Below are 13,437 nucleotides of genomic sequence, written 5' to 3' on the forward strand. Positions count from 1 at the left end.
ACGGCGTGCGGGACGCCTCCGCTAGCCGCGCAAAAATGCGTGGACAGCGGAGGCGATTGCCGTACCCAATGGGATGGGGACCGCATTGCCGATCTGTCTGGCGATGTCCGTCTTGGAGCCGCACCAGCGGAATTCGACGGGGAATCCCTGGATGCGGGCGGCTTCGTAGTGGGTGATCGGCCGGGGGAGTACGGGGTGCAGATAGCGCCCCTTCTCCGGCTTGAAGAACTCCGTTCGGATGGTGACCGAAGGCTGCCCCAGTCGCAGCCTGCCCATCACGTCGCCGGTTCCGGAGTTGTGGTTGTCCCAGCTCTCGGTCGAGAGATACCTGGCCGAACTGCCCGCACCAGGAGGATTCTGATTGTCGAGAATGTGGATCCGGCCGAATTCATCGACCGTGTACCACTTGTCCCTCAGATCCTTGCGGTTTCCGCCCGGCGGGATGGCGCGGTAACGGGCCCTGGAGAGCAGCTCCGGGGTACGCCCGAAATGAAGGTCCCGCGTCGTGAAGACGCCGGGAACAACGCCGTCGATCTCGGCGATGTGCTCCTTTCCGTCGGGCAGTTCCGTTCCTCTCACCTCCAGCAGTTCGGACTCGTCGAACACCCCGTCGACGGCCCGCCAGAAAGGCAACCCGGCGTCGAGACCCTCAATGGGCTGCGCGGGGATGCCGACCTCGCCCTTACGACGCCGAGTGTGCGTGACCGCCGGGTAGGTCAATTCACGACCGTTGTCGATGTCGCGACGCACACCGATGACAATGGCCCGCCTGCGCGCTTGAACAGCGCCGTAGTCGGCCGCATTGAGCAAATAGCGCCTGGCCTTCGTCTCGGGGGTGTCGCTCGGTTCGTGACCGGGAGGATCCACGAGGCGGTACTCGGCCAACAGGCCGCCCTCCTCCACCTGACTGAGCAGATTCCGGAACTCGCCCGACTTCAGAAAGCGATCGACATTCTCGATGACGAAGACCTTCGGGCGAACTTCGGCGACGATCCGGACGTACTCCTCCCACAGCCGGTTGCGCTCACTACCCTTCCTGTCACGATTCAATGCCGAGAAGCCCTGGCACGGCGGACCTCCCACGATCACGTCCGCGTCGAGTACATCCGCCGTGGGAACCCAGGCCTCGATGTCCCCCAAGTGAACACGCGCGCTCGGAAGGCTCATGTCGTTTCGGCCGCTGCCGAAGTTCACCGCGTACGTGGCGGCAGCAGCGGTGTCGTGCTCGACCGCGGCGATGCTGTGGAAAACGGGACCGTCGCCCGATGCCCCCGTGGGACGGAACTCGTGAAATCCCTGCGTGAAGCCGCCGCAACCGGCGAAGAGATCGACCACCGTGACGGGCTCAGGAGCATGGGGACGGGACGCGCGCATGGAGCGATCCTAGCCTCGCAGAGCTGTCGCGATTGCCCGCCCGACCGCTGTGGCCAGCGGAGGTGGCATCGCGTGTCCGATCTGGCGGTACCTGGACGTCTTGCCTCCGAACAAGCGCCAGTCTGCAGGGATCGCCTGGATCATCGCTGCCTGGTCGACGGTCAGTCTGGGTTGACCGTCCGCAGGGAAGTCCGCGCCGGGAGGTTCGTCCCCGAGGCTGCTGCCGTTCACCCCTAGCGCGGCCCATGCCTTCTTGCTCCCGGTCGGTCCCAGATCCGCGCCACCCCTGCGGTCCGACCCGCCGACGAGGGCAGGGGCCGCGCGGTCCGCACCCTTGATCCAACGCTCCGCCCCGGCCCATCCCTGAGCGGCCATGGAGGCTCCGAGAACCTGGCCGACGGTCGGTGAGGGCTTCTCCTCCGGTACCGGCCAGGAGAATCCGGCGAAGTACGGCTCCTGCAAGGCGATCAGGAAGCCACTGCTGCGATTCTGCGGCACGCCGAAGTCCGCGGCGTTCAGCACGTGCCAGTCCGTGCGGTAGCCGGCCCCGCGGAGCTCCTCCTCGATCCATGTGCGGTCGGTGAGGAAGTCGAGGCCCGCGACGAGGTCCGGAACGTTCTCCACAAGTAGCGCCTTGGGCCGGATGTCGCGGGTCAGGGCGATGACGGCCCGGAGAACGGCCCTCTCCTCCGAGTCGTCGCCCCGCCCCGACGAGGCCCCCGACCGCACGCGGGGAAGTCCCCCACTGATCAGGTCCACACCCACTGTGTCCGGCCTCATACTCGGGTGGAACTGCACGACGTCCATGCAGACCACGTCCCAGTCGGGGCGGTTGAGGTCGATCGTGAAGCAGGCATCGGCCTTGCTGTCGATGAGGAGCACAGGATCGAAGCCGGCTTCCTCGAGGCCCAGGGCCTGCGCGCCGGCACCGGCGCAGACCTCGACGGATCGGAAACGCGGCTCGGGAACCGACGGTTCCTGACCGGAAACCGATTGCGCCGGAATCAACCCGGTCACCTGTCCCGACACGTCCGACCACCGACTCCTCAGCCGGTCGGCCCGTGTCGCCCCTTCCTCTCCGTCCGCCCGGGCGGGTGCCAAGGCCCCCGAGGCAGGCGAGGGTGCCGAGGACGAAACGCGCTGAGCCGCCAGGGACTCCTGGGCGACAGCACGCAGCTCCTCCTCCAGTGCGGCCTGTTCAATGCCGTCGAAGAGCACGAACGGGGCCAGCCGGAGCAGCCGCTTGAGGAAGTCCCTCAGCGCGTCACGTTCGTTGAGCCCGGTCAGGTCGAGGTCTTTCCAGACCCTGAGAATGGCCCGGACCATGTGCGGGCTTCCGCCGAGCGCGGCTCGACGTGCGTAGATCTGGTCGAAGGCAGCCTCACCCAGAATTCGGAGTGCCCCGTAAGGCTCCTGCTCGTCCGACGACCTCACCAACTGGGCGCGCCACCACAGGCGACCGAACACGTGACGGGTGAGATCCGTGCCGAGGACGCGATCCTTGGGGGGCGACGGGTAGCGCCAGAAGGCGACATCCGGGAGCAGGACCAGTGCGAGGAACGCCCAGACGTCCCGCGAGGCGGCCTCGGCCGGCACCATGCCCGTCTCGGCGTGCAGAAAGGCGGCGAGCCGGATGTCGAAGTCGGCATTGCCGGCACGGTCGGAATCCTCGGGGAATCCGGCACGTCCGGCCAGGGCGAGGACGCCTTCTCGCAGTTCGTGGAGCTGTCCGGCAGAGACGCGGTCACCACCGGTGGCCACGTACACCGCGGACTCGTGCGCCACGTCCACGCGAGCGGTCAGCGCGTCGATGGTGCGGTGCCGGTACTCCTCGAAGAGCGGTCGGGCCTGTTCTGCGAGGAGTCGTGGATAGAGAAGGCTCTTCATCAGACCTCGAACAACTTGACGGCCGCCTGGAGATCCGAGGCGAACAAGGTGGGTGACTGACGCTGACGCAGACGAATGTCGGTGATCGATTGCGCCGGGAACAGTTGGTCGATCAGGCTCAGCATGGTGGCGCCGAGCGAGCCGTCGGGGAAGTCGGCGTGCTCGTCGAAGTCGTCATTCGCGAGCGCGTGCTCGACCATGACCCTGGCCGCGTCCGCGTGGACGGCGGAGAGCACGACCCGATCCACCGGGGTCGGCTTGGCCGCTCGCGCGAACGCCCCGGCCGTGACCGTGTTCCTCACGTTGACGAGCAGCAACAGCGCGCCCATGGCGGCGCTTTCCATGCCGCCGCTGATCTGGAGGTGCCAGGCCGCGGCGTCCGGGAACGAGGTGAGGGAGAAGTCGATGACGGCCATCGGGAACTGCGGTGCGTCGCCCTGTAGGCGCAGGGACTCCCGATCACTCCAGAGGACGGAGCCGGCCCGACGCGGTGAGGACGGACGTGCGTCGGCGCGGCGCTCGGACAGTACAAGGGCGGTGTCCAGGAGGAGCAGTCCGCCGAGGTCCGAACCAGGCAGTCGGACGCTCAACTCCGCTTGGTGGACTCCTTCTTGGCTCAGGCGGACGTGGTGGCCGGGCCCGCTGAGATTGGAACCCGTGGCCGTCCACGCGGCGGCCAGAGTCAGTGCCGCGCCCGGCGGCAGGCTCGACTGAGAACGCGCTCGGTCCAGGTCCACCCGGACCACCCTGCGCACATGCAGGTTCATCCGGTAGTCCCAGTTCGGCAGCGCCTCGGGCATGGCGACTTCGCCGTCCTCTGTGACCAGGAGCCACGGGCCGGCCTCCACGACGTCGTCATGCGGTACGCGATAGGGCAGGACCCGCCGCGTCACGAGGTCTTCACCGCCTCGACCTTGATGCCGATCTCGGTCATGGTGTCCGGTGCGGGCCGTACCACGGCACGCCAGACCGCGTCCCCGCCCTCGATCACCTGTGTCTCCGAGGTGTGCAGCCTGCCGTCGTCGCTCTCCCATCCGACCAGCACCGGCATACTGGCCCCGATGGGCGGATCGGTCTCCCGCCCGCCCGTACCGGGAAGCGTGACCGCCAGGTCGATCCGCACACGTTGGGCACCGGTGACGGGCAGACGGAACTCCTGGACGAGCACCACGTCCGCGCCACGATCGTCGTAGTAGGGCTCCCCGACGTACTGCACTCGCGGACGGCGTTGCACCGCGGCCCCGCCGTGGGCTGGGCCTGCCTCGACGAACGTCCTCGGGTCGCCTCCGGGTCCGCCCGGAACCGGATCGGGCCCGGAGGGCCGTCCCGACGCCGATCGGCTCGTCGCGGGAGCAGGTCCCGCCGCCTCCCCGCCCTCCCTCCCGGAGGGCCGGACGGTGGTGCTGCCGGGCATGGAGTAGGCGGTGGCCCCACCGATCCCCCAGGCGCCGCCCATCAGTCCGGAGAACATGGAGCTGGCCGCGCCCAGTGCGACGCTGTCCGCTCCCGGGTGGACGCTGCCTCCGAGCGAGAGCAAACCGTCCAACGCATCACCGATGCGCCGGAACGTGGTCTTCACGTACGTGCTCTCGGGCCGCTCCAGGGACTGCGGGTTCCAGGCGTCGTGTGTCGGGGGCTCCGCCCTGGCGTAGGTCTCGTCCATGCCCTCGTCCGCCCGGAAGACGCCCGCGTAGCCTTGGTTCGCGCTCGGTGGCTTCGGCCCGGGGCGGTAGGTGACGACCAGTTCCGCCGGACGCATCAGGCACACGTGGTGAACGAGATCCTCGATGTCGAGCATGCGTGAGGCGCGGGTCGGTTCGAGAGGCGGCATGATGCGCTTCACCAGCCCGAGGCGGCCCAGGTGCTGACGTGGCTTCAAGCAGTAGAGGTCTTTGCCCTCCGAGCCCGTCATCTTCTCGTAGGCGGCCACGAACAAGGCCAGCGGACGGGTCTCACGCGGATCCGGAACCGGGTGCTCCACGCCGTCGCACACGACTCCGAAGCGCATGGCCGCCCGTTTGCCGGCGGTGGAGATCATCTTTGGCCAGAGGTGCCAGGCGACGGTGTCGGCCAGGTAGTCGGCTGCCGCGGCAGGCTCGAGGCCGTCCAGGTTCGGGTCGATGACGACGATGGTCGTCCCCGTCTCCTCGGGTCCGAAGGGGCGCAGCCCCATGCGTTGTGCCGTGGCGTCGGCCTGCGCCCCCACGAGTGGCTCCACGACGTCACCGGAGGTGTCGCCCCACCAATGCCGGCCCGTGTAGCGCCGGTCGCCCGCGGGCTCGGCGGCAACATAGCTCTTCCAGAGCGTGCAGCCGATGAGCCTGGTCTCATGGCGTCCGTCCGGGGTGCGGCAGCGGGAATGAACAACGATGGTGCCGGACTTGGACAGCAGGTAGAAAATGCCTTTGCCGAAACCGTAGGTGCCACCGCCCAGCTCGGTGTCGCGCGGCTCGCCTATGTTGCGGATGAACGAGACGAAGTCGCGGTCGCGACCCACGGCGTCGTCAGCTCGGGTGGGCCCTCCCAACCCTCGGGTCCCCCTGTCGGACACGGTGAGGACCCGGACGGGGCCACGTCGAAGGGTTTCCCCCAGCGGGAAGTTGTCCGATTTCGACGGGGCGCCCGCGAGCAGGAGCTCTCGCCACGCGACCGCGTGTGCCGGCCCCACCGTCCACATGTCGATGCGGTAGTCCACGGGGCCCTGGGACTCCATGAGACGTGCGTCCCAGCTGTTCTGGGCCGACTCGCGCACCAGGATGGTGAGCAGATCGAGCTCCGGACGACCGAGCTGGTTCCGGATGCCCTCGGCCGCGCTTGCGCCCTCGGGCGGGTAGGGCTGGGAGAACCAGCGGGGCTCCGTCACACGGCCTCCTGAACGAGAGTGTCGATCACCCGGCCGACTTGGCCGGGTTCGAGGGGAACCGGAGTCGCCTCGGGCAGGTCGACGGTGTACTCGACGTCATGCACCGACACTCCGACACCTGCCACGGCCAGCGCCCGACTCGTAAGACCGGGGAAGTCGGCATCCACCCGATACCACCGTTCCTCCATGACGGAAAAGCGCGCGTCCGCGTATCGGTCGGTGTCGGAGAGTCGGTATCCGGTCCGTGCCAGAAGGTCCAGGAGCGCACTCTCGTCGTCGCACAGCCGAAGAACTCGCTCGACCATCGTCGTGAGCGCGGTGCCGCCGGTCGCCTCCGTGCGAGCCAGACGGAACCAGGCGAGCCACAGCATCCCCCCGGCAGGCTCCTCGAGTTGGTCGAGACCGTGAACCCGCATTCTGCGGCTGCCGGACTGCGTGCTCGACTTCACCTCGACGGCCACGGTCGAGGAGGAGAAGTCGTGACGATGGCCCTCCGGGCCGCGCCACAGGCGATGGGCACTGGGATCAGCCTCGAGGAGGCGGCTGAGCACGAGCAGCTCGCCGAACAGCCCGGCGAGCTGCTCGGGTCCCAACAGCTCGCCCCGGGCCCGAAAGAGGGCCCGCCATCGATCGAGCACGTGGTAAAGGGCCTTCACAGGGTTGCCCGGTTGTTCTGCGGTCGCCTCCAGGACGTCGAGGCAGAGTTCTGTGAACAGGTCACTGAGGTCGTCTCGCAAACAGACCAGGTCCGCGTACGTCTGATAGGTCTCCTGGTCCTCCAGTGCCCTCTTGCGCAGCCGGAGCACCGGTCCGTCGAGACCGGGACGGAGCTTGCGCTGCGACGGTACGGGCATCAGGAGGTGTCGGTGACCGTCGTGGTCCACGGCCACCGACAGTGGTCCGTGGGCGGCGACCACAGGCAGTTGGGAGACCCTCAGACGACGCTCATCGGTGGTCCGCTCGGCTTCGAGTTCGGTCCAGCGCTCCTCGACGAGGTCACGCAGAGCGTGGTCGTTCATACGTCCTCGCTGTCGAGGAGGCTGTAGTCCTCGTCCTCGATCCGGACATTCGACAGATTGGCCGAGATGTACTTGCTCACCGTGCTGTCCGCATCGGGCGGCATCGGGAAGACGAGACCGACACCGATGACATGGTCCTCGGCGTTCAGCGGGGCGCGTCGCCTCTTGGAAGGACTCGGCCGGGACACCTTGTCGATCGGGTAGACGACCAGAAGGCCCGTGTTCGGGAGCAGCGACCGCCGACGGTCCATGATGGCCGCCTCGGCCAATGTCGCTGTGTCCCCGGCCAGGTCCACGGCGGCGTCGCGACGGCTCATCAAGGTCTTGATGTCGGCGAAGTCCGGAGTGGGGTTGGGCAGCTCGAGGCGGGCACGAGTGTTGAGCCCGACCGTCACCCCGGGCCCGACAGTGAACCCCTCGCCCCTGGGGTTGCCCACGACGGCGACGTTCCACCTGCGCAGTGAGCCGACCGTGGAGACTCTCTTCCGGATGTACTCGATGATCAGGTCGGCGTCGTTCTCCGGCGACTTCTCGTGGAACTGGTACGCCGACAGGAAGTCCGTGACGACGTCGTGCGGAACGTCGTGGAAGATGTAGCGTCCGTCGGCACGACGCTCCTCGGTCCGCACCGCGTTCGCACTCGCCCCGGCAACGAGGGCGCGAGCCGCATCGATGTTGCCGCGGAGCCAGTCGGCGTTGGTGTGGAAGTAGTGGGTTTGGACGCGCTTGCCCCCGTAGGACGACGCGGCAGTGACGGCGTCACGCATCTTGGCCGCGGCGGTCACCCTCAGGGCGGGATGGGTCCGCAGACGAACAGCGAAGGTGAGGGGGGTCTCGGCCTCGGTCATGTAGACGTCGATGTCACGACGCATCTCGGTCTCGACGGTGGCAAGGTGTCGGAACCACTCGGCGAGTTCGTCCGTCATCCAGATGCGGGGCAGGTCCGCGTAACCGTTCCGGAACCCGAACCAGCGCCCCATCTGCAACAGGGTGTCGTAGGCCGAAACCGCACGGACGAAGTAGCTCACCGACAGCCCCTCGAGGGTCAGCCCTCGCGACAGGGTGTTTCCGCCCACGGCGATCGCGACGACAGGACCGTTCTCGTAGTCGAGGCGGTCCTCGCTGCTCGAGTTGTCCATGATCACGCGGCAGCTCTCGAGAACTCCGGGCAACTCGGCCAACAGCTCCGCGAAGGACACTCTCCTCTCGTCGAAGTCCTCGGCCGCCACACGGCTGGTCTCCAGGTCCCAGAGTCCGCGCAGGCGCTTGAGGAAGTCGCTGTCGGAGAGTGACCTCGCAGCCCGGTCGCGCAAGCGCCTCAGCGGCCTCTCGAAGCTGTTGTGCACGGCCGTGTTGACGCTGGTGTGGATCAGCATGGTGCTGTGGGGGTTACCCGTACCGCGCACTCTCCGAGCCGCCGTGACCAGCCAGAAGTACTCCACAGCCGTCCGAAGGGTGTCGGTGATGACCGGCTCGAAACCCTCGACGTCCGCTCTGGTCTCGGGGCGCACACACGGTACGTCTTCCTTGGGGACCGAACGGATCATGTCGTGACCGTCGTCGAGCGACTCCGGGTCCTCACCGTCGAGGGCGTAACGACCGAACAGGACCTCGGTGCCGAAATGTCCCGCTGGCTTGGGCAGATTGACGACGAAGTCCTTCGGATAGAGGTCCTCGGCGCTCGGATCGATGAGCAGGTTCGCGAACGGCGAGGCCGTGTACCCGACGTACGCGGACCTGGGCAGTGATCCCATGATGTCCAGGATCAGGGGGTTGATCGACTTCGTGGCGACGGTGGCCTGGTCGGCCTCGTCGTCGATGATCAGCGCGGGGCAGTCCTCGAGGTAGTCCGATGCCTTCTCGAGCCACCGCGCAAGCTTCCGCAGGACAGTGGCGTTCTTCTTCACGACGCACAGAACCCGGGTCCTGTTGCTCTTCCCGAAGTAGGAAGCGGGGTTCTCCTGCGGGGTGAAGTCCTTCCCGAGTCCGGTCAGCTGCGACCACATCGACGGGTTCGGCTCGACCAGCTGCTGCACCAACCGGGCCTGGGTCTGTCGGCGTAGACCGTTGTGGATACCCGCCAGGACGATGAAGAGTTTGTAGCCGCGGTCGGCGGCCTTGGCCATGACCGAGGTGAAGTTCGTCGTCTTGCCCGACTGCACGTAGCCGACGACGAGACCTCGGGTCGAGAACTCCTTCTCCTTGGGATGATTGAGCAAGGAGACGATACGGGTGGAGGAGTCGTCCAGCCCGTCGATCGCCGGCTGTTGCCAGCCGTCCTTGCCGAGCAGTCCCACGATCGCGGGCCAGCACTTGTCCCTCGAGTGGGGCCCCGTGTACCAGGTGTCGCGGTTGCCCAGAACCACGGCATGCGGTTCCTCGAGTTCCTTGATCCGTACGGTCTGCTGTTCGTGCGTCCTTCGGATCCGCTCGATGACCTCCGGACCGGTACCGAGCCGCTCCAAGCGCTTGACTGCCTCGACCGGGGGGAAGGCGTCCAGGAGCGCCTTGAACGTCTCGTACACGTCGTCGAACTCATCGGTCATCGACATCGACCGAGCCCCGCCCTTCCTCGCCCCGAACCCCGCAGAACGTCCTGGTCACCAAGCAGCTCTCCGTAACCGGACGCACACCCTCACACAGAGTGTGTACACCCTATTGGGCGAGATAGGTGCCCGTGACCGATAACAAGTTGAAATTTGGCCTTGGCGCAGAGGGGCGGCCGCGGCCGCCCTGCCGGAGCCGGGAAAGCCACGGCCACGGTCAGGCCTCGGCCAGCGGGATTCGCTTGGACGCAACGGTCGTGGAGATCTGCTCGGCCACGTGCTCGACGGACTCGTGCTCCCAAAACCTGAGAACCGTCCACCCGGCGGAGACCAGGTGGTCTGTCGTTTCACGGTCCCGCGTCATGTTGCGGTCGAGCTTCGTGCGCCACCACTCGGCGTTCGCCCGCGGACTCGTGGCATGTTCCGGACAGCCATGCCAGAAGCAGCCGTCGAGGAACACCGCGATCTTCAGCTTCCCGAAGACGATGTCCGCCGTGCGTCGGGGCATCCCCGGAACGGGAACGTGGACCCGGTACCGCAGACCGGCGCCGTGCAGCAGGCGGCGAACCGCCAGTTCCTGAGCCGTGTCGCGCGAGGCCTGACGACTCATGCGCGCGGCAACGGTCGGCGACGATGCTGTGGGAGCCATGGGACAAGTCTCCAACACCGAAGTCGCGAGGCAAACAAGAGGATCCTCGGAGAAGTGGTCTCGGGCTTCCCTGCGGAGACGAGGCGTGGGGGTCAACTGCCCCGGGCGGCAGGCCCGGTTGGCCGACGCCGGACCGTCGCTGGCATCCGGACCGCCCATGCGACGCATCGGCCACCGGAGCCGGCCAACGAGGGACCCGAGGAATGACGACTTTTGCGCCTCACCGGAAATTGGCTCTGTAAGTGGTGGGTCCCCCGGTGCGGTCGTAGCGTCGATACAGGAGCAACCGTGCGAAGGAGGTCGGGAGCGCCTGCCGGGATGCGTAGTGGGGTGCGGGGCCGCGCTGGGCGGTAGGGGTGCGTGGGGACGGTGGGCCAGGTGGCTCGGGGAGAGACGGCTGGGAGCAGACATGCAGAGACGAAAGCTGAGGACCGCGGCCATGATCTTCGCCGCGACGTCGCTCGCCGTAGGCCTTGTACCGGCAACCGCCTCGGCGTCCCCTTCCGTGGCGGCACAGCCCGGTGACCAGGTCGTGGTCGTGGACTGCTTCATGAAGGCGCAGGTGCGCCCGAGCGAGTTCCTGATCGCCTGCGGTGACGGCAACAGCGGGCTGACCGAGCTCAAGTGGTCGTCGTGGGGGTCGACGTCCGCCGTGGCCACCGGGCTGAACGTGGTCAACGACTGCAAGCCCTACTGCGCCGCGGGCAAGTTCCACTCGTACCCCGTGAACGTCAGGTTCGAGCGCCCCGAGGCGTGGGAGAAGAACCCCGACCAGCAGCGGTACGGGCAGCTCCACCTCAGCTTCCCCGGCAGCAGGCCCGAGCACCTGCCACCCGAGGTGACCTACAAGCTGTGGGACTGACCGACGGCGAGGTGCGCGCCTGAGAGAGGTGCGTGCCCGACGCGGCCGGTCCGCGCGATCGTGTCCCCGGCGGTCCGGGCGGACGGATCCGTGCCGCCGCCACGACGCGTCGCGGCGGGCAGCGGGACGCCGGCTCGTACGATCCGGAGGCATGGTGCGCAAGCGCGTAGTGGTCTCCGGGACGGTCCAGGGCGTGTTCTACCGGGACACATGCAGGCGGGTCGCCGAGGAGCACGGGGTGTCCGGGTGGGTACGGAACCTGGCCGACGGCCGGGTCGAGGCCGTGTTCGAGGGCGGGCCCGATGCCGTGGAGACACTCGTACGGTGGGCGCGGCTCGGGCCGCCTTCCGCCGAGGTGCGCGCGGTGGAGGTACGGGACGAGGAACCCGAGCGGCTCGTGGGGTTCGAGGTACGGCACAGCGCCCGCGGTGACGGCTGAGCCTCCCGCAGGACACGCGTGCCCGGTACCGCGCCGGGCTGTCGCCGGGCGCGTACGGTGCACACGCCGACGGTCCGGCGGCCGGGCAGGCCTTTCCCCGGCCGCCGGGCTCGTGCTGCGGGTCGAGCGCCGGCCTGTGGTGCCGGTGCGTCTCACATGCCGATGTTCGCCGGCCGGTGGGTGTGGCTCTCGACGTCGGCCGCCGCGCGGCCGACGAGTTCATGGGCCAGTTCGGAGCAGGCTCGGGCCGCCGCCAGCTCCTCCCCGATCTTCGCGTCCGGGCTGTCGCCCGGATTCCGTCGCGCTATGCCCTTGCCTTCGACGCCGGGAGCGTTGGGACCGCTGAGAGAGGCCTTGCAGGCCGTCCGCGTTCCGTCCTCCTCGAACGACAAGTCGATGTTCCAGTGCTGCGTCGTCATGACGGGTCACCTTCGCCGTACGGTTCCGTCGGCCCCGTCCACCGCGGGGCACTGTGTGGTCAGGTGAGGGGGTGCGCCCTTTCCACCAGGTCCTTGAACTGGTGGAGGTCCGCCCGGACGGTCCTTTCGATCGCGGACGACTGGGCAAATCCCCTGGGGCCCCCGAAGGCGTCGTGCGCCTCCGCGGGGTCGTACTCCATGCGTAGCTGCATCCTCGTGTGCGTCGCGTCGATCGGGAGGAGCGAGACGGAACCGCTGAGGTGCGGCGCCTCCGTCGTCCTCCAGGCCATCGTCCGTTGCGGACGGAGGTCGTCCGTGGCCGCGTCGAGCCCGAAAGTGCGCCCCGCCGCGGTCTCCACGTCCATGTGCACGCCGGAGGTTCCCTCGCGCCGGGCGTCCCGGACGCCTCCGACGAACTGCGGATAGTCCTCGACCTGGTGCAGGTGGTCCCAGACCACGTCGCCGGTCGCCGTGATGTCGATCTGTTCCTCGAGAGTGGGCATGACCGTCTCCCTGCCTCTCCCTCCAGGGTGCGTTCCGCGACGCGTCACCGCAACGGTTCAGGGACCGGGCGCGGGGAGCCGAGGGCGTCTCGCGAAGCCGGGTCACGACTGCCAACCGGCCAGTGGGGGAAGGGGTCTTCACCGCCACCCGTGCGGCAAGTCCCCCCCGAAGTCCACCCGCCGAGCGGTCGCGCCCCCGCCCACGGCGACGGAAAGGGCTCGGTGGAGCTCGAATATGATCGACGGGCCGGTCCCCCGGACGGATCGGCCGGGCCGGCGTACCGCCCCACGGGCGGGTCGAGTCCGGGACCTGTGCAAGCACTGGACGAAGGGCGGCACCCATGGCCTGGATTCCCGCAGGGGCGGTCGCGGCGAGCGGCCTCATCGGCGGCTACGGCGTGGCCAGGTGGACCAGGAAGCGGCCGCTCGGCGGGGTCGCGCTGGCGGCTGCCGGGGTCGCCGCGGCGCGCCAGTGGCAGCAGGACGCGGGCGGCAAGGCCGCAGCCGGGCTGAGCGCGGTGTACGTGGCCGCCTTCGCCGGATCGCACCCGCTGGCGAAGAAGGTGGGGGCCTGGCCGGCGGTGTTCACCGTGGCCGGCGGCATGGCGCTCGCGTCGTGGGCCGTCACCCGCCGGGCCGGTCGCTGAAGAGCACGCTCACGGCGCGGCCGCTCCCCGAGAAGGAGCCCTCCGCGCCGGGGACGGGCCGAATGCGGTCCACAGGGCATTGAACGGGGGCGGCTGCCCGTCCGTATTCAGGGGCAACTCCCCCATGGTGGCTGGGTGCGTAACCGGAAGACAGGGTCCGGTTACGCACCCAGCGCTTTTTGCACGGCTTCCTCGTCGTTTCGCGGTGGCGTGCCCCGTCGCGTCCGGG

At 68.4% G+C, this 13,437-nt stretch carries 12 protein-coding genes; 3 read left to right on the plus strand and 9 right to left on the minus strand.

The window, feature by feature from the left end; genetic code table 11:
- Window positions 1-21: 21 nt before the first annotated feature.
- From QRN89_RS12870 to QRN89_RS12905, 7 genes are all read right to left on the minus strand, one after another.
- Window positions 22-1,374 (minus strand): DNA cytosine methyltransferase, encoded by a 1,353-nt coding sequence (locus QRN89_RS12870; RefSeq protein WP_290349499.1) that lies wholly within the window; start codon window positions 1,372-1,374, stop codon window positions 22-24.
- A 9-nt stretch (window positions 1,375-1,383) separates the two neighbouring features.
- Entirely contained in the window at window positions 1,384-3,261 is a 1,878-nt protein-coding gene (locus QRN89_RS35580; protein WP_356948624.1) for a DNA cytosine methyltransferase, read from the minus strand.
- Window positions 3,261-4,154 (minus strand): hypothetical protein, encoded by an 894-nt coding sequence (locus QRN89_RS12885; protein WP_290349501.1) that lies wholly within the window; start codon window positions 4,152-4,154, stop codon window positions 3,261-3,263. The genes QRN89_RS35580 and QRN89_RS12885 overlap by 1 nt, the downstream gene beginning before the upstream one ends.
- Window positions 4,151-6,124, minus strand: a complete 1,974-nt coding sequence (locus tag QRN89_RS12890) for a hypothetical protein (RefSeq protein ID WP_290349502.1) — start codon at window positions 6,122-6,124, stop codon at window positions 4,151-4,153. The genes QRN89_RS12885 and QRN89_RS12890 overlap by 4 nt, the downstream gene beginning before the upstream one ends.
- Window positions 6,121-7,143, minus strand: coding sequence for a PD-(D/E)XK motif protein (locus QRN89_RS12895; protein ID WP_290349503.1), 1,023 nt, complete (start codon window positions 7,141-7,143; stop codon window positions 6,121-6,123). Before QRN89_RS12895 ends, QRN89_RS12890 begins: the two co-directional genes overlap by 4 nt.
- The gene (locus tag QRN89_RS12900; protein ID WP_290349504.1) at window positions 7,140-9,695 is read right to left on the minus strand and encodes a Z1 domain-containing protein; all 2,556 of its coding nucleotides are present in this window, start codon (window positions 9,693-9,695) and stop codon (window positions 7,140-7,142) included. Before QRN89_RS12900 ends, QRN89_RS12895 begins: the two co-directional genes overlap by 4 nt.
- Before the next feature lie 211 nt (window positions 9,696-9,906).
- Window positions 9,907-10,338 carry a very short patch repair endonuclease gene (locus tag QRN89_RS12905; RefSeq protein ID WP_290349505.1) on the minus strand — a complete coding sequence of 144 codons (432 nt, stop codon included), beginning with the start codon at window positions 10,336-10,338 and terminating at the stop codon, window positions 9,907-9,909.
- A 409-nt stretch (window positions 10,339-10,747) separates the two neighbouring features.
- Between QRN89_RS12905 and QRN89_RS12910 the strand changes: the two genes are divergently transcribed.
- Both QRN89_RS12910 and QRN89_RS12915 read left to right on the plus strand, forming a co-directional pair.
- Complete coding sequence (locus QRN89_RS12910) at window positions 10,748-11,200, plus strand: hypothetical protein (protein ID WP_290349506.1); 453 nt, start codon at window positions 10,748-10,750, stop codon at window positions 11,198-11,200.
- A 151-nt stretch (window positions 11,201-11,351) separates the two neighbouring features.
- Complete coding sequence (locus QRN89_RS12915; RefSeq protein WP_290349507.1) at window positions 11,352-11,639, plus strand: acylphosphatase; 288 nt, start codon at window positions 11,352-11,354, stop codon at window positions 11,637-11,639.
- Between the two features lie 152 nt (window positions 11,640-11,791).
- Here the strand turns inward: QRN89_RS12915 and QRN89_RS12920 are convergent, their stop codons facing one another.
- Together QRN89_RS12920 and QRN89_RS12925 are read right to left on the minus strand one after the other, a co-directional pair.
- Window positions 11,792-12,058, minus strand: a complete 267-nt coding sequence (locus QRN89_RS12920; protein WP_283301333.1) for a DUF1876 domain-containing protein — start codon at window positions 12,056-12,058, stop codon at window positions 11,792-11,794.
- 59 nt (window positions 12,059-12,117) lie between these two features.
- The gene (locus QRN89_RS12925; RefSeq protein WP_290349508.1) at window positions 12,118-12,561 is read right to left on the minus strand and encodes an SRPBCC family protein; all 444 of its coding nucleotides are present in this window, start codon (window positions 12,559-12,561) and stop codon (window positions 12,118-12,120) included.
- Window positions 12,562-12,902: 341 nt separating this feature from the next.
- Here QRN89_RS12925 and QRN89_RS12930 point away from each other — a divergent pair, with 341 nt between their 5' ends.
- Complete coding sequence (locus QRN89_RS12930; RefSeq protein ID WP_290349509.1) at window positions 12,903-13,208, plus strand: hypothetical protein; 306 nt, start codon at window positions 12,903-12,905, stop codon at window positions 13,206-13,208.
- Window positions 13,209-13,437: the final 229 nt, after the last annotated feature.

It is taken from the genome of Streptomyces sp. HUAS CB01 (genome assembly GCF_030406905.1).
Classification (GTDB): Bacteria; Actinomycetota; Actinomycetes; order Streptomycetales; family Streptomycetaceae; genus Streptomyces; species Streptomyces chengbuensis.